General features: G+C 46.1%; 12 protein-coding genes, 1 tRNA gene and 1 pseudogene. 4 read left to right on the top strand and 10 right to left on the bottom strand.

What is annotated here, in order from left to right; genetic code table 11:
* Positions 1-216 precede the first annotated feature (216 nt).
* Complete coding sequence (locus tag NBH07_RS21760) at positions 217-1449, bottom strand: virulence-associated E family protein (protein WP_005645989.1); 1233 nt, start codon at positions 1447-1449, stop codon at positions 217-219.
* Positions 1430-1738, bottom strand: coding sequence for a helix-turn-helix domain-containing protein (locus tag NBH07_RS21755; protein WP_005645988.1), 309 nt, complete (start codon positions 1736-1738; stop codon positions 1430-1432). Before NBH07_RS21755 ends, NBH07_RS21760 begins: the two co-directional genes overlap by 20 nt.
* A 337-nt stretch (positions 1739-2075) precedes the next feature.
* Here NBH07_RS21755 and NBH07_RS21750 point away from each other — a divergent pair, with 337 nt between their 5' ends.
* The gene (locus tag NBH07_RS21750) at positions 2076-2363 is read left to right on the top strand and encodes a helix-turn-helix domain-containing protein (protein ID WP_005645986.1); all 288 of its coding nucleotides are present in this window, start codon (positions 2076-2078) and stop codon (positions 2361-2363) included.
* Positions 2364-2367: 4 nt separating this feature from the next.
* Positions 2368-2649: a helix-turn-helix domain-containing protein gene (locus tag NBH07_RS21745; RefSeq protein ID WP_005645984.1), complete on the top strand. Its 282-nt coding sequence runs from the start codon at positions 2368-2370 to the stop codon at positions 2647-2649.
* Positions 2650-2795: 146 nt separating this feature from the next.
* Here NBH07_RS21745 and NBH07_RS21740 read toward each other — a convergent pair whose 3' ends face one another.
* Both NBH07_RS21740 and NBH07_RS21735 read right to left on the bottom strand, forming a co-directional pair.
* On the bottom strand, positions 2796-4013 hold the full coding sequence (locus NBH07_RS21740) for a site-specific integrase (RefSeq protein WP_005645982.1): 1218 nt from the start codon (positions 4011-4013) through the stop codon (positions 2796-2798).
* Between the two features lie 251 nt (positions 4014-4264).
* A tRNA-Phe gene (locus NBH07_RS21735) sits at positions 4265-4337 on the bottom strand.
* Between the two features lie 215 nt (positions 4338-4552).
* Here NBH07_RS21735 and NBH07_RS21730 point away from each other — a divergent pair.
* A complete protein-coding gene (locus NBH07_RS21730; protein ID WP_009017083.1) occupies positions 4553-5671 on the top strand; it encodes a DUF4852 domain-containing protein in 1119 nt (372 codons plus the stop codon).
* Positions 5672-5747: 76 nt separating this feature from the next.
* Here NBH07_RS21730 and thiL read toward each other — a convergent pair whose 3' ends face one another.
* Genes thiL through NBH07_RS21700 form a run of 6 tightly spaced genes read right to left on the bottom strand, consistent with a single transcriptional unit; the run spans position 5748 to position 15023 of the window.
* Entirely contained in the window at positions 5748-6776 is a 1029-nt protein-coding gene (gene thiL, locus NBH07_RS21725) for a thiamine-phosphate kinase (RefSeq protein WP_005858417.1), read from the bottom strand.
* Positions 6777-6783: 7 nt separating this feature from the next.
* Positions 6784-7893, bottom strand: coding sequence for a tetraacyldisaccharide 4'-kinase (lpxK, locus tag NBH07_RS21720; RefSeq protein ID WP_005868727.1), 1110 nt, complete (start codon positions 7891-7893; stop codon positions 6784-6786).
* A gap of 10 nt (positions 7894-7903) precedes the next feature.
* Complete coding sequence (sppA, locus tag NBH07_RS21715) at positions 7904-9652, bottom strand: signal peptide peptidase SppA (RefSeq protein WP_009017084.1); 1749 nt, start codon at positions 9650-9652, stop codon at positions 7904-7906.
* 30 nt (positions 9653-9682) lie between these two features.
* Entirely contained in the window at positions 9683-10633 is a 951-nt protein-coding gene (locus tag NBH07_RS21710; RefSeq protein WP_039848554.1) for a DUF4922 domain-containing protein, read from the bottom strand.
* Complete coding sequence (locus tag NBH07_RS21705; RefSeq protein WP_009017085.1) at positions 10630-12090, bottom strand: glycosyltransferase family 2 protein; 1461 nt, start codon at positions 12088-12090, stop codon at positions 10630-10632. The genes NBH07_RS21710 and NBH07_RS21705 overlap by 4 nt, the downstream gene beginning before the upstream one ends.
* A complete protein-coding gene (locus NBH07_RS21700; protein WP_009017086.1) occupies positions 12087-15023 on the bottom strand; it encodes a golvesin C-terminal-like domain-containing protein in 2937 nt (978 codons plus the stop codon). Before NBH07_RS21700 ends, NBH07_RS21705 begins: the two co-directional genes overlap by 4 nt.
* Before the next feature lie 119 nt (positions 15024-15142).
* Here NBH07_RS21700 and NBH07_RS22715 point away from each other — a divergent pair.
* A pseudogene (locus tag NBH07_RS22715) lies at positions 15143-15253 on the top strand (integrase); the annotation flags it as partial.
* Positions 15254-16075: the final 822 nt, after the last annotated feature.

Raw genomic sequence — 16075 nt, 5'->3', positions numbered from 1 at the left:
TCTTATACAGTAAGATAAGTAAGTTATTTCTTCAAAAGAAGATAGAAATATAACCCTGATATTTCCTGCGGTTTTTCTTTTTCCAAAAGTTTGCGGTTTTATCTTACTGCTTACTGCGCTATTGTTAAATATTTGATATACAGTATATAAAATAGGAATATATCTTACTATGGCAGTTACTGCGTTGCAGTAATAACCAATCGTAAAATGACCGTGCTAACCGTAATTGCTGTTTGTACAGGATGTTGGAACAGGCTTTATCCTGTACCCATATACCGAATAGGTCTGTTTGTCGATACGTTTCTGTACCCGTTTGAACCCGGCTTTGCGTAACGCTTCCCCCAGCCGTTTTTCGGATAGTTGCATGGGGCATATATCCCGTAAACGTGCCAGTATCTGTGCCGTTGTCATAAAGAACAGGGCTTCTTCTTCCTCTGTCGGCTTCTCAAAATATTGCGTCAGCATCTCAAACTCGACTGTCTGCACCTCAAATTCCGCATTTGTCAGGTGCAGTTCCCCAATCTCCGCATCATTGAACCAGTAGCGCACGCCCTGACGGTACAGGTACATGATTTCGGAATAGACGTTATCCATGCGGATGCTTTCTGCTGTGGGCTTGTCTATGCGCAGCACCTCAAACGGCAAAAAACGCCTGCTGCCTGTCGGGTCGGTCAGGAACTCGTTGCCGTTCACCGAAGCCATGAAGCTGGCGAGGTGGGGGTATTCCTCTATGTAAACATCATACGGTTTGCGATACTTTACCGCCGGGGTGGTGATAAGATTCTTCAATGCGTTCTCGTTCTGCTTGTTGAGTTCCTTTAGCTGGTCGTCAATGTTGATGAATAGGTATTCGGCTATCAGTGTCAGGATGTCTTTGCCCTGCGGGTCTATCTTCCCGGTAAACAGGTAGTTTTTAAGCGGTGTCGGGCAAAGGTTGTCCAGCCACCACGATTTGAATTGTCCCTGTCTGTCCCCGGTCAGTACCAAACAGGTATGGTTCTGACATCCCGTGTCGTTCATCGCGTTGGCTACCACACCGATAAGCCATTTCGTGCAATATTCCTCCCATTTACCGGGGTTGGCTACCTGTACTGTGTTCAGAAGCCTGCCGATATGCCCGTGTTCGGCAGGATTCAGTAAGGGCAGGGCGTTGAAGTATTCCCGTATGGGATGTACCTTTCTTGCGAAATCGCTTTCCAGTATGGTACGGATGTTCTCGGCAGAGGTGACAATACCAGCGGTTGCGTCCAGCCTGCGCCTGAACGAGTTCAGGACGAATTTCGTAACGGGCTGGTACAAGTCCGAAGAACTTGCAGCCCGGTATTCCGTCCGGCTCTTTACGGTATTGAACCGGAAATCGTACAGGACGTTCAACAGGCTTTCGATGCGCTCGTTCTTTGACTGCCAGCCCTCGATATGCCGTGCATCATCACTTCTTTTCTTTTTCATCGGGAAGTCTGTTAGAAGCCGGGACATACTGCTGCTGCATCCACTTTTTGAGTTCCTCCATGTCAAAACGCAGGGTACGCCCACGCTTGACACACGGTATCATCCCCTTACTGGCTAAATGATACAGGTAATTGACCGAATACCCGGTTATGCCGCTGGCAACGGATATTTTGATTAACACAGGCTCTTTTCCGTCCTGCCGTTCTCCGGGCTGTACGCCCGTGACCGGGGCAATCATCTTTTCGATGTTCTCCAGCCGTTTGAAAATTTCTTCGAAAGGATTATTCATGAGTGCTTATTTTGAATTAGCACCACAAATAAAATAAGAAAAATCGGTAAAAAACAAAGCGTCAGCCATTTGGAATCGCTTTGCTTCGCTCTGCACCAAATTAATGTCGGCAAATAGAAAACGGTTTTGTGTTCATTACCTTACTTATTTAGTAAGTGAGGAAAAGACGGGGTTTTTGTTATCGTTTCGTTTCTTTCATGTTGTTTTTGGGTTGGTGGTGGACATTTTCGGACACGCAAGGTCATTTATGGACAGAGGAAAACAACCTATTATTCAGCCTTATATATTTGCACCAGTGAAGAAAAACGGAGTATTGACAAGAATAAATATATCGGTTATGGAAATAGTGACGATTGAAAAGAAAACCTTTGAACTATGGAAACAGAGGTTTGAAAATTTTGTGGGTCGTGTGGATGCGCTCTGCGTGCCTTTACGCAGGAAGCGTGACAAATGGCTGGATAACTGCGAAACCTGCCGTCTGCTGAACGTTTCAGCCCGGACGATGCAGACCTACCGTGACACGGGGAAACTGCCTTACTCGCAGATTAACAATAAGATTTACTACAAGGCTTCGGACGTGGAAACATTTTTGCTCAACCAAGTAAGGGACAATTCTAAAAAGTAGGCGTATGGATTTGATAACGAAAGATTCCGAAACCACGCTGGTACTGTTTTCTTCCCTTGACAGGGTGCTGGAAAACGTGGAGTATGTGGTAATGAACTATCGCCCGGTATTGAACGGTGAACACTACCTGACGAGCGATGAGGTGTGCAGGCGGCTTTGCATCAGCAAACGGACGTTGCAGGATTACAGGGACACGGGGCTGCTGGGCTACGTGCAGCTTCCGGGAAAAATCATCTACCGGGAAAGTGACATCATGGATTTGTTGGAAAGGTTCTATCAGAAATGAAATCTTGAAAACATGAAATCTTGTTTTCTTGCTTTCTTGAAATATTGAAGTATTGAAATATAGCTGTCTTGTTTTCTATATTGTTTGATTGATTGAAAGCCAGCAATCACGTTTTCTTGAAAACTGTGTTGCTGGCTTCTTCGTGGTTATATGGATAGCTGTTTCTCAACGGCTTGCATATCCCTTAGTATCGTTTGGTCTAATACCTTTGCGTAGTGCTGCGTCATTCGGGTGGATGAATGCCCCAGCATTTTAGCCACGTTCGGCAGTGACACGTTGTTAGCCAGTGCGATAACCGAAGCGAAACTGTGCCGGGCTGTGTGCGTGGTCAGGTTCTTTTTAATACCGCATAAGTCGGCAATCTCTTTCAGGTAGCTGTTCATCTTCTGATTGCAGGGAACGGGCAACAAAGTTCCTTTATCCATGCAGTAGGGGTTATCCTTATACTTTTCAAGTATCTGTTTGGGAATGCTCAAAAGCGGGATGTTGCAGATATTGTTTGTTTTTTCACGGGGTTTCACTATCCACAGGTTGCCGTTATTGTCCTCTGAAATGTGTTCGGGGCGCAAGTTATACACGTCTATGAATGCCAGCCCGGTATATACGCAGAAGATAAAAACATCCCGTACCAGTTCCAGCCGTTCAATCCTGAACTCTTTCTGCCATATCCGGTTTATCTCGGCTTGGCTTAGAAACTGTTTGTTTACCTCCACCTCGTGAAACTTGATTCCGGCAAACGGGTTCTTTGTCAGCCACTCGTTAGCAATGGCAAGGTTTATCACTTTCTTAAAACATTTCATGTACCGGATAACGGTATTCTGTGCGCAATGCTTCTCCGTCTTTAGGTATAAATCGAATTTGCGTACCAGTTCCCCGTTTACCTCACGCAGTAACATATCATCTACCTTGTAATCCCGTCTAACCAGTTCCATGAGGTATTTAAGGCAATTGTCGTAACGTCTTACGGTGATGTCGGCATAGTCCGTCCCGATTAGCTTCCGGCAGTTGTCGTTATGTTCCTTGAATACATTATGCAATGACTTGAAAGTTTCGTCCTTTCCCTGATAGCGGTTCACTATGGCACGTGCGGAGATAATCTTTCCCTCCAGTTCCAAATCTTGGTAAATCTGATAGAATTTCACACGCAGGGCGTCAATGTAATGGTTAAGTTCTACGGAGTTTCGGTCTTTGCCTGTCGATTTCTCTTTTTCCTGCGACCAAAGTGGGACTTTTACGCTCCGCTTTAGTTGAAGTTCCACGTATAGGCGGTCATAAGTGACACGCACACGCACGGGCGCTTCCCCGTTTTTTAACAGTTTGCTACGCTTGATGAAGAACAACACGCTGAATCTTTTTCTTTCCATACGGCTCAATTTTTAATGATACAAAGTTAGGAAATCGAACCGAGAACCCTGTTATGTAAAATAGTGCAACGTGCTGTAAAAGAATGAAGTAAATACTTCGCAGTGGAACATTCCGGGCTTTTGAAAACAGTCCCTTGAATAAGGACGTATGGTTTGCTTCAATCCCACTAATTTTGCCTATTCTTGGAAAAGAAAAATCCCTGAACTTCTTTGAAATTCAGGGATTTACATCGTTTTTCTTTCTTAAAAAGTGGTGCCACCAGGAATCGAACCGGGGACACAAGGATTTTCAGTCCTTTGCTCTACCAACTGAGCTATGGCACCATCATGTCGTTTTGTATATCGTTGTTTCGATTACGGGTGCAAAGATACGGACTTTTTTGATATATGCAATAGGTGGCGGTGGATTTTTTGAAAATATTTGAGGGTAGAGGTGAAATTAGCTGCTATAAGCAGGGTAAATAGGGGGAGCGTGTAGATAAATATGGATTTTTACTTATTTTTGGAAGCGGGTAGAGAATGATTAATAAGCTATAGATATGAAGAAAGTAATTTGGAGTATTGTTTTAAGTTGGGTATGTTTGGCATTTGCTGCTGCTGGGATAGGAACTCGTGATGCGGTGTCTGCCTGTGATGGGAAAGTGTATAAAAAAGGGGATAAGATTATGTTTGGTGTCCCTAAGGTTTCCGGATATTTGTTTGTTAGGACGTTTACAAAGGATGGGAAGATTTCTACGATGCCGAAAGAGAATCTGGCTAGTCAAGAGGCGGTGATCGTTGATATTCCAGATTACGATAAGAAACTCTTTGAGGGTATGGGCGTTTATTCTGAGGTAGAAACGCATCCTCTTGTCGTGGTAGAACTGGATGGACGGCGTCTTTGTATAAATATTAATGATGCGCTTAGTCAAGGGAATATTGTTTCGGAATATTTTAAAAGCGAAGTTGAGGGTGTGGTCGATTTAACGTCCGATCTCTTATTTGTTTATGCGCTTAAATTAAATAATGTGACAGTTGATGACGATGTGATAGTAAGGTATATGGCTCATTGTGACAAGAATCTGGTAGAGAAAAATCAAGCGGATCCATTTACTATGGCGGATCTTAAGAAAGAATATGCCGCTAAATTGGAAAAGGCGTTAGGGGACGTTGATTTTAGTAAGGTGTTTCGTATTGAGAGTCAGTCGGAGATGTTACAATATGATATGGATAAGCAGATCTTTCCATTAAAAGGGTTGTGGTGCCCACAAATTAAGACAGACCAGCCGGATGCGTTGGCTAAGATTGGCTTTTGTAAATGGGATGATTGTGTCTTTCGATTTGTGAATATACCAGAGTTCATGAATGTCTCTTGTGAGACGGCTCGTGCGAAAGGGTTTTATGATATGAGGAAAGTCGGAAAAGTGCCTACCTATAATAAGCCGCTGGCTACCTCTTATACTTATATCCGTTTCTTGGATAAGAAGGTACAGCTTCCCGAGAAAAAGAATAAGGTCTATCATAACGGTGATATAAAGAGTATGTCTTTGGCTGATTTGTATGGGAAAATGGCTATAGAGGCTCAAATTATAAAGATGGATGTTTATCACTTACCTTTCTTGAAGATAAGTGATTTTGAACTCTTCTATAATTATTTAGGATCCATTGAAGTGAAATAATAGGAAAACGGTCCGTCCCCCAATAAAAATGAGACGGACCGCTTTGCATTCGTGAATTCAGAGCGGATATTTCTTTTTAGTTTAGTGAGTTCCAACCTTGAGCCTTAAGCTCGACTTCACCTCCGTCACGACCGACAAGATAATTGCCTAACTCTGGCTTTGTTATATGACCGATCACCTTAATACCTTTCATTTCCGACACCTTATCATGATCTGCTAAAGGAACAGTGAATAAGAGTTCATAATCCTCACCTCCATTCAATGCCGCGGTTATCAGATTCATGTTAAACTGCTCTGCCATGGCTGCGGTTTGGTAATCGATAGGAATACGATCTTCGTAAACTCGGCAACCTACATTACTTTCTTTAGATATATGAAGCAACTCCGAAGAGAGGCCGTCGGAGATATCCATCATGGAGGTAGGAACGATTCCTGCTTGGTCAAGAACCTCGACAATGTCTTTGCGGGCTTCCGGTTTTAATTGGCGTTCCAACAAATATTCTTTACCAGAGAAATCGGGCGTGAAATCTTTCTCCCCATTAAATATGCTTTTCTCCCGTTCCAGTAATTGGAGACCCATGTAGGCGGCCCCTAAATCGCCGGACACGCAAATAAGATCGGTCTCCTTGGCTCCGTTTCGATAGACAACTTTACCTTTCTCTCCCTCGCCTAGGCAAGTGATGCTGATCGCTAACCCTGTGCGTGAGGCGGAAGTGTCGCCACCAACGAGATCTACGTCATAGATATCACAAGCGAGTTTAATGCCCTCGTAGAATTCTTCGAGATCTTCTACACAGAAACGTTTGGAAATACCCAATGATACCGTAATCTGTTTCGGGCGGCCGTTCATGGCGTAAATATCGGAGAAGTTTACGACTGCGGATTTATAGCCGAGATGTTTCAACGGCACATACATCAAATCGAAATGAATACCTTCCAGCAAAAGGTCTGTCGTAACCAATACTTGCTTGTCTGTGTAATCTAGTACGGCTGCGTCGTCACCAACACCTTTCAACGTACTCGGATTTTTAAGTTCTATTTTATCGGTGAGATGACGGATTAACCCGAACTCTCCCAAAGTCGATATTTCTGTTCTATTGCTCATAAGATTGTTAACGTAATATAGGATGATTCTTTATTCTTGTATCAATATGTTTAACTATTAATTCTTGAAATTGTTTTTCCCGGTCCATACAGAAACCCACCGTAATAGGCAAACAATATAAATGAGAAAACCATTCCATGGGAAGCGAAGGAAGGTCACGGAGTCGGGCGGCATCTTTCTCCGTGATGATTATCAATTTACTTGTAGAAGTCAACCGCTTGAAGGCCGTTTGTATTTTCTGGATGTCATGCCGATCGAAGGCGTGATGATCCGGAAAGATCAATGAGGTGACATGCTCCGTATATTTATGGATCTCTTTTTCGAGAGGTGCCGGGGATGCGATACCGGATACCAATAAAACCTCTGTAGTAGAGGCCAGCCCTTTTAATGTGCGTTTGGGGGCTTTACCGGAAAAGACGGGTTCCAGCTCCCCGTAAAGAATACGGCTGAAATAGAGCTCTTGATAAGCTGAGAGATGTATATCCTCCTCTATGATCCGGAAGTCTATAGGTTGTATATATGACTCACATTTCGTGACAATGATCACGTCCGCACGTCGAGCGCCATCCATAGGTTCCCTTAAACGGCCTGCGGGTAAGAGCTTATCTTGCGTATAAAGACGGTGGCAATCGGTTAAAAGGATGTTCAGCGTGGGGGCGACGTATCGATGTTGAAAGGCATCGTCCAGCACGATCACTTCCGGGCGCTTATTCTCTGGCAGAGCCAATAGATTGCGGATACCCCTGCGGCGATCAGCGTCTACGGCAACGAGAATATCCGGAAACTTACGTTTCATTTGGTACGGCTCGTCACCGATATCCTTGCTGGTACTTCGCTGATCGGCCAACAAGAAACCGGAGGTTTTCCGTTTATAGCCACGGCTGAGTACAGCTACCCGGTATCGGTCTTTTATCAAACGGATGATGTATTCCGTATGAGGGGTTTTTCCGGTCCCCCCGACAGTCAGGTTCCCCACGCAAATAATAGGCAGATCATACCGCTCTGTCCGAAGGATTTTCCAGTCGAACAGCTGATTCCTGAATCTCACCCCGATTCCATAAAGGAAAGAGAATGGAGTGAGGAGTTTATTGAACTTAATCGTATGATCTGTCAGCATGGTCCAGTTATTATAACGGTTTCATATCGTAAGGCATACGAGCTTGGATTCCGCAATTCGTCTTGATATTATTCAACGTCTTGAAGTACTCGAACTCATTGCCCAATACATTTTTGATGATAGAGAGTTTCACCTCTCCGAGCTGGCTTTCCAAGAACTCGTCCAAGAAATTCTTGGAACCGCTGACGGTAGTTACGCTATACTGATCCAGATCAGCCAACCCCGCCGCTGTGCTTATAGCTAATTCAATACCGCCCAGCTCATCGACTAAACCTCTTTCTTTCGCTTGCTCACCCGTCCAGACCCGTCCTTGTCCGATAGCGTTGACCGCTTCGGTAGTCATACCTCTACCTTCGGCGCAGCGGGAAAGGAACGTTTGGTAGCCTCTTTCCACGTATCCCTGTATCAGTGCTTTCTCACTCTCGGTCATGGGACGGGAGAGGTCTCCTAAGTCCGAGAACGTGTTCGTCTTTACGATGTCCGTGGTCAACGCTAGTTTCCCGAATAATCCGGAGGCGTTCGGGAACATGCCGAAGATACCGATGGAGCCGGTCAACGTATTCGGTTCGGCGATGATCTTATTAGCGGCGCATGAGATATAGTAGCCTCCCGAGGCAGCTACGTTGCCCATGGAAACGACCACAGGTTTCACCTTTTTCAACTCGACAACTTGACGCCATATCTGCTCGGAGATATAAGCGCTACCTCCCGGGGAATTCACACGGAATACCACGGCTTTCACGTCATCATTGTTTTTTAGCTTGATAAGCTCATCGGCCATTTTCTCCGTGATACTTTGTTCGATATCGTAAAAGTTGCCGGGTGTTTGCGCCTTAATCTCGCCTTCGGCGTAAAGTACGGCTATCTCCGGGGCGTTTTTGGTGGGTGATGCCTTGAGGGTTTTCATTTGAGCTAAGTTGGCCGATCTCAGTTTCTTTCCATTTTGTCCGGCTAACTCTTTGACATATGCTTCTACCTCCGGCTTATACTTCAATTCGTCTATAAAGCCACATTCTACCGTTTTCACCGGGTCCGCGAAGAAAAGCCCCTCATTGGCGTAATGGTTGATATCGTTCACGCTGATGCCGCGTGATTCGGCGATGCCTTCGGTTATATTATCCCAGATGGTGGAGATATACGATTGGATTTGCTCCCGGTTCGCCTCGCTCAGCTTATCCAGCATAAAGGGCTCCACGGCACCTTTGTAGGTACCTACCTTAAAAATCTGCATCTCGATACCTACCTTATCCATCAGTCCTTTGTAGAATAGGGTTTGCGAGGCGAGTCCCGTCAACTCAAGGATGCCTTGCGGATTCAAGAATACCTTATCGGCCACGGAGCAAAGGAAGTAATTCCCTTGCGTGAAATTATCGGCGTAAGCTACCACGAACTTGCCGCTTTCCTTGAAGTCTATCAGCGATCGGCGGATTGCCTCCAAGCTGGCGCTACCCGAGGAGAGAAGCCCCGATTCGATATAAATCCCCGCGATCTTGTCATTCTGTTTCGCTATCCGGATCGTCTCGAGCAGGTCCTTCAGTGACAGCATGTTTTCCTTGTCGCCCATCAAGGCAGAGAATGGATTCTCCGCCGGGTTATCCGCTAGCGTCCCGTCTAGCTTGATCTTGAATACCGTATTGCTCTTGGGGGTGTAATCAGGTGTGCTACCTACGGTGGCGATATATCCTATAGTCATGGATATCAATACCGTCAGGATTATTCCCATTGCCAACATAACGCCTAGCGTTGAGGCAAACATCATTTTAAAGAATTGTTTCATATCTATTGAAAACTAATTAGATGACAAATGTACGAAAATTTCCTCTACGTCCCGGTCGCTGAGGCATACTTGTTGGTAAACATCTCGCAGAAGCTCCGGGTTGATCTTTTTGAAATCCTTTTCTAAAGGGGTGATGAAAAGACCTCCGATATCGGCAGCTCCCGGGCTGGACAGGAGATGGTCGTTCCCCTCAGCCTCGTATTGCCATGGGCGGTGGCGTTTACGAGGGATTACCGTGATTACCCAATTATTATCGTAATAGGAGCCGAAGATATTCATCATCGGCTCGGGCTCACCGGGAAGTATCGGCAAAGCGGCGTAGATCTTTTTGAAGAGCCGGGTGGCGGCTTCTTCGGTGGCGGCTTGGATGACGAGGCCGGGGCGGAGGTTGCCGGTGAGTGGGTATATACGGTTGTCGTATACACTCGCATACGATTGTCGTATAAATTGGGTTACCTCTTCATCCAGCGGCATGATGCCTCGTGTCACCGCTTGGAAGTGGGCATGATCCGGTGCCGAGGCTCCGCTACGGGGTCCATTGTAGAAGACGGTGAAGGGAGCGAGTCTCCTTGTCAGTTCCAAGAAGTCATTCCATTGCGGCAATATCAGTTGCGGAGTATGTTTCCGGGTAGGGATCGTGAAATGCAGGGGGAAGATCGGGTAGGGGTTGCACAATACCAGATGGCGAAAGCCGAAAGGCAGTCGCTCCTGTTCCACCGGCAGGTTCTCGGGACATAGGAAGCATTTGCGTTCTTTTAGGGATCGGGCATCTACCTTGGCCCCGGTGGAAACAATACGGGCGGGATTGAATTGCGCACGTATCGAGAACCCTCCCATATCGAAGGATTTTACTTGCACGGCCTCCAGCGCCTTATAGTTCTTCTCGGCCAATGGCCATGTCACGAGTTGCTTGGACAGTAATTCGGTCGCTTGCGATGAGCTGACCCAGTTGTTTGGTTTCATTGTCTTTCCATGTTTAAGCGGGCCTCGAGTTCCCAAGTCCTGATTTTATCCTTATATATATTATGGTTGTTCATTTTCACGACATCCAATGAGGCGTCGGAGTTATCTTCCCAACGGCGGCAAAGGTACAGCACGTCGTAGATCCGCCCGATCGGGTACTCGCGGCTGATACGTAGGCCGAGGGCGTAATCTTCTCCGTAACTGGTGTTCGGGAGGTTTAGTTTCCGTAGCAAGGGTGTATAAAAGGCTCGGGGCGCTCCAAGCCCGTTGATGCGGAGGGCGTTATTGCGGCCGTTCTCGGGAGTCCATTCTTTATGGTCGATAATTCCGGGCGGGATGGTTCGCATATCGAAATCGGTCATTCGGTAGGTTCCGACCACCATGGCGCATCGCTGCTCGTAGAAGGCTTCCACGATCTTACGCAGGGTATGCTCGTCACTGTATACATCATCACTATCCAATTGGATGGCGAACTTGCCGCAAGCCGAATGGTGTATTCCTATATTCCAGCAACCCCCGATGCCGAGGTCGTCACGCTCCGGCTGGATATGGATAATACGAAGGTCCGTGGCGGCGATCGCTTGGATTCGCTCGGAGGTGCCATCCGTGGAATGATTATCGATAATGATTAGGTTGAAAGGGAAGGACGCCTCTTGTCGCAGTACGGAACGGATAGCGTCCTCGATCGTCCGTACACGGTTACGTACAGGGATAATAACGGAGGCTTCCGTTTGAAATGTCTGCTCGTCAAAACGGACTGGCTTGAAATGAGGGGGCAAGTAGCCGCCTATCATCTTTAAGTGATCTGTACAGGCGGCTTCCATCTCGATCTGTACAAAGCGGTTCTTGGGATCTACATAGTCGAACATCTTCTCTCCGGATTTCCGTAAATCATTCTCTACTTCTGTATATAGATATTCGTTGATATGCGTCAGCGGAGCGTTTTGGGAGACTTTCAGGCGCAAGTCGTAGAGTCCGGCGAATGTATATTCCGTATCCATGGAGGCTATGGCGTTTTGTAGCGTGGAAGAACGATAAAGTAGGAGGGAGCCGAAATTGAAATCATCCCTAAGACTTCCTTTCTGGTAATCGATCACCGGATGGGGGTTGAGTTTGCCCTCCTTCTGCTCGTAATAATCGGAGTAAACCATACCGGATCTCGTATCGTCGGCGATGGCGACAAAACGCTCTAGGGCATACATGCCTAATTGAAGCTCTTCAGTCTTCGTATAAATTAACGTATAATGGGCACTGGCATAGCCGGCTATTTCCCGGAGGGTCTTCGTGCTCCATATATTCTCCGTGCGGATTAAATTGCAGGGATAAATAGCCTTGGCGTGGGGATCGTCCGTGATTAGATAGATCTGACTCACTAAGGACGACTCGGCCAATTGCGCTACCGTTTGTCGTGTAGCCTCTATTTTTCCATAAGGGATAAAGCAATTGATTCGTTTCATTGTATATACTGTATTTTATTTTGTTGTTGAATGGAGAAAAAGCGTAAGATGGACTCCATGAGTCGATTTCGTTCCGACGGTGTTTGAAGCGCCTCGAATGGGAAACCGAGCGAACAAGTCCGGTATTTTCCTTCATAAACGATTCCCGCCCCGATATTGTTCTCCGGATATCTCAAGATGGTATGGGCGAGCTTATCCGCCGGAAGTACACCGTCTACCGACTCGATCGAGTAGCAAATAGGGTTCGGACGTGTCCGGAACGTGTATCTGCCGTTTATATATCCGTAAGGGGATGCGCAACTGTTTACGATTCCCTCCTTGCTGGCATTACGGCTAGCCAACTTCCCTTTTAGTACCTCCTCGACGAACGTACGGTCTTGTGCGTTGCCCCAGCTGTCGGAGAAAAGATTCGTCCCGCTTACAAGCAAGTTGCCGCCTTGGGCAAGGTAGCTGCGAAGCGTATCCTGTAAAACGGGAGTGATAACCGGTTGGCGCTGTTTTCCTAAAATCAAGTCAATAATCGGATACGTATCCGGCTTTACGACTCCCTCGGCCAAAGATTTATGGCTACATGAAACAAAGGAATAACCGGTCCCGGCCATGGCCTGCCCATGTATGAAAGGATAATCGAAGGTATTGCCCGCTATGACTTGCCCTGCGTAATTGTTGTAACTATCCCCATGCCCGTTATTATCATTGCTGTTCCATGTGGCGGAACGGCGGAATTCGAATTGATCCCCGATAAATGCGATATCATTCAGATAAGGCACTCCCCGGTCGACGGCATAAAGAAAGCCGGCTAAACTATCCGCCGTACTCTCGAAACTGGCTGGACCGCTGATCCTGTCGAATCCATTGACGATCAATACCGTCTTATCCTTTTCACCTTTAGGAGACCGGTAAACACTTACGATCTCGGAAGGGAAACTGATGCCTCCCTTATTTACGGCAGCTACCTTATAACTATGGATAATACCCGCCTCAATTGGAAGAATGATTTCTTCTCCTTTTACGAGCGTCCCGTTATCGAATCCACCGCTGTCTTTTCGACTATAAAGGATATAGGCGGTTGGTGAGGCACTCTCCTCAAGAGTATCCTGTACGGCTTTCCAGCCGATTCTCACTTTATTCGTTTCTACGAGCTCCGTATACAGACGATCGGGTGGGAGCGGTTGTACGATAGGCTCCTGTTTATTCTGGAAACAGATATAACGGAGCATCCCTTTATAGATCGCCCTACAGATAAGGAAATGGAAGCGTGGGTCTAACCCGTAACGCATATCGGCGAAGTTTTGATGGGATAGTAATTCTAATAGCATCGTTGGGACATCGGGAATACGTGCCTCTATATAAGATTGATTCCACATGCCCCGGCGGCTCCATTGAGGATTGTAAACCTTGCGGACATCGGACAGGATCTGTGTTTGGATCATGTCGGTTAGGTCTCTGGCGATCTCCCGGCTTTTCCGGTTGGTGTAGATTCCGTCGTTGCTTTTAGACATATAGATGCCGAGTGTCCCTATAATTGAGTCATCCGGGGTGGTTCCTGCGTCGGAATGGAATGCGAAGGCCATGTCGATAGGGATATGGGTCTGTTCTTTTAAATAATTAACCCATTGGGGACGTGCGTAAATGTCGTCTTGATAATCATTGCGGAAAGCGCTTTTCGAATAGATACTATCTGGCATTCCCGCCCATTGTAGCCAATATCGGGCCGCCTCGGTAAACCGTGGATACCCACTTGTCTCTGCTTCTATCGGATAGGGACTTTCTAGCGGGCTACGTGCGATGTTCCCCATGCCGCCACCGATCTTGATCGCGTCTGCCGTGATAATCTTTCCCGATTTATTGCTTTGATTCGTTAATACGATTCTCTCATGGGCTTGTTCATGTGCCGTGAATTTGAAGTTTCCCAGATAGATCCAAGTCCCACCCCCCATTGTTTGATTGACGGCGATTGTGGTTTCCCCTCCGGCATGATGGATGGTATACAGTGCCTGCTCTGTGCTGTTCGGAAAAGATTGATAGGAGGCATAGACCGCGTAATTCCCCGATTCCGGAATTTCGGGAATCCACTCGATGAGACTTTCTTTTCCTTTCCTCTGTGTGACCGTCTGCCGATAGGTACCTTGCGTAAAAGGGTTCTCCCCATTCGTATAAGTAGCTTGAATATGCCCAAATCCGGCTTTCTCCCCATCCGACCAAGCTTTCTCCCCATCCAATTCCTTATACTCGGATCCCGGAGTAGAGCGATCATTGTCTATAATGATTTCGTGTATTTGGGTATCCCTTTCCCGGGGAATTAGAATAGTCGCTCCTGCGTTTTCAAGCATCGGGGTCAGATAAGGAAGAACAAAACTCTGCGTAAATAAGTCCTCCACGGTGCCGAACATGCGAGCCCGTTGCCATTCCCAGCGATGGGCGGTCTGGGCGTAATATAAACCATGGCTTTGCCAAAGGGCGATATGACGGTTTTGTAATCCGTTTTTTATCTCATGAGGGCTGGATAGGCTACGGGTTAGCGGGTATTTGCTCTCTTTAATGGAGTATAGCCTCTTTTTGTTGGGACGTCCTTTTCTGTCGTATTCGGGAATCAGGCTCTCAATGTCTGTACCTCGGGTCAAGATGACGATCTTGGAGGCATTGGGGAATAGGGGAGCTATACTTGCGTAAAGCTCAGAAACGTTATATTCCTGAAAAGGGATGTCCTCCAAAGCTTCATTGGCGAAAAGCGTGACTTTCTTCTTCTGTATGAGGATGGAGTCAATCTTAATGGTGCGTGAAGACACATATTGCCTTGCGAAAGAGTTTAGCTTTTGATCCAATTGCTTTTTTAAGCTTTCACTATCCTGCCCTTCTGCCGGAAAGCTCCAGAGAAAAATGGATAGTAAGGATATGATGATCCTAACAGGATAGGAGAGTTTTTCTCGCATATTTTTATAAATATTATTGGCTGTCTTATTTCTACAAATTTACGGAAAATCTCCGTAATAACCTTATAAAAAGCCCAGATTGGCGCAATTAAAATTGAATATGAAGAAGGTAGGGGCAAATTGTGGATATTGGGAGAAGTCAAATCTATGTGAACGGCAGCAAGGAGAAGAACGGATTTGTCCCTATCATGGGACGGGTAGCGATTAACGGGACGATGGTGCGGTTCAGTTCAGTTGCGAGCGAACTATTCGTGTTCATGGTCAAGACGCCTATCTGGGGAATGATTATCCCTTCTTGAAGTGTCGGGTTTGCGATAGTATCTCAATGGGAAACGGTGGTAAAGTCAATGGGATAGAGGTGTTATCTCAATGACTTTACGGCCGTGTCCCATAGGCTTTTTTTGTATCCCGGATAAGTTGGTAGGGGATGGTTCAGGGCGCAAAGGGCGCATCTTTGCGAGGTTTGTAAAACTTTTATATTATAAAAAAATTAGCGTCTTACTTATTATATAGATGGAGTAATATATTTTTTTTGTAAAATGTTTTTGCGAACACGTAAAGATGCGCCCTAATGCGCCCTGTGATTTTTTTGGAAGATTTTCTTGATGTCTTAAAGTATAGATAGACAGTTGTTTATGTAATACTGTTCTCTTAGCCCTTTTTTAGTCTTTGGGGCGATATAATCGGCCTAAACTCACATTTACGTGGCCCAAAAGCACGTGTACAGAGCGATTTTCTCGTGATTCCATGAGCAGAAAGCCGTTTTTCCCGTGTGATTTCCTCTCGTCGCTAGGACCCTGTTTATCGTTTTTATACGTGTAAAAGCACTCGTGAGAGCCCTGTTTTCGGTACACGCGGTGACTCGTAAGTTAAAAAAGAGGATCACGTATTATTTAATGTACGCAATCCCCCTCGTGAAAAAAAGCCTAAAAAATAATGCCCGATAAATTTGGACCGTATGTTTTATAGCATTACTTTTGCACCCGCATTCGAGAGAGAACGGCGCTTCAGAAATGATGGAAACGTGGAGGTATCCTTGGGTAGGGGATGAG

Origin of the sequence: Parabacteroides sp. B2-S-102, from assembly GCF_023656665.1 — a bacterium.
GTDB lineage: Bacteria > Bacteroidota > Bacteroidia > Bacteroidales > Tannerellaceae > Parabacteroides > Parabacteroides distasonis.
Note: the sequence above shows the minus strand (reverse complement) of the source record. Positions and strands in the feature narration are given on the sequence as shown.

What these genes read in the sequence shown, in the direction of transcription:
- NBH07_RS21760 (WP_005645989.1), bottom strand. Translation starts at nt 1,449, where the DNA reads ATGAAAAAGAAAAGAAGTGATGATGCACGGCATATCGAGGGCTGGCAG.
- NBH07_RS21755 (WP_005645988.1), bottom strand. Translation starts at nt 1,738, where the DNA reads ATGAATAATCCTTTCGAAGAAATTTTCAAACGGCTGGAGAACATCGAA.
- NBH07_RS21750 (WP_005645986.1), top strand. Translation starts at nt 2,076, where the DNA reads ATGGAAATAGTGACGATTGAAAAGAAAACCTTTGAACTATGGAAACAG.
- NBH07_RS21745 (WP_005645984.1), top strand. Translation starts at nt 2,368, where the DNA reads ATGGATTTGATAACGAAAGATTCCGAAACCACGCTGGTACTGTTTTCT.
- NBH07_RS21740 (WP_005645982.1), bottom strand. Translation starts at nt 4,013, where the DNA reads ATGGAAAGAAAAAGATTCAGCGTGTTGTTCTTCATCAAGCGTAGCAAA.
- NBH07_RS21730 (WP_009017083.1), top strand. Translation starts at nt 4,553, where the DNA reads ATGAAGAAAGTAATTTGGAGTATTGTTTTAAGTTGGGTATGTTTGGCA.
- thiL (WP_005858417.1), bottom strand. Translation starts at nt 6,776, where the DNA reads ATGAGCAATAGAACAGAAATATCGACTTTGGGAGAGTTCGGGTTAATC.
- lpxK (WP_005868727.1), bottom strand. Translation starts at nt 7,893, where the DNA reads ATGCTGACAGATCATACGATTAAGTTCAATAAACTCCTCACTCCATTC.
- sppA (WP_009017084.1), bottom strand. Translation starts at nt 9,652, where the DNA reads ATGATGTTTGCCTCAACGCTAGGCGTTATGTTGGCAATGGGAATAATC.
- NBH07_RS21710 (WP_039848554.1), bottom strand. Translation starts at nt 10,633, where the DNA reads ATGAAACCAAACAACTGGGTCAGCTCATCGCAAGCGACCGAATTACTG.
- NBH07_RS21705 (WP_009017085.1), bottom strand. Translation starts at nt 12,090, where the DNA reads ATGAAACGAATCAATTGCTTTATCCCTTATGGAAAAATAGAGGCTACA.
- NBH07_RS21700 (WP_009017086.1), bottom strand. Translation starts at nt 15,023, where the DNA reads ATGCGAGAAAAACTCTCCTATCCTGTTAGGATCATCATATCCTTACTA.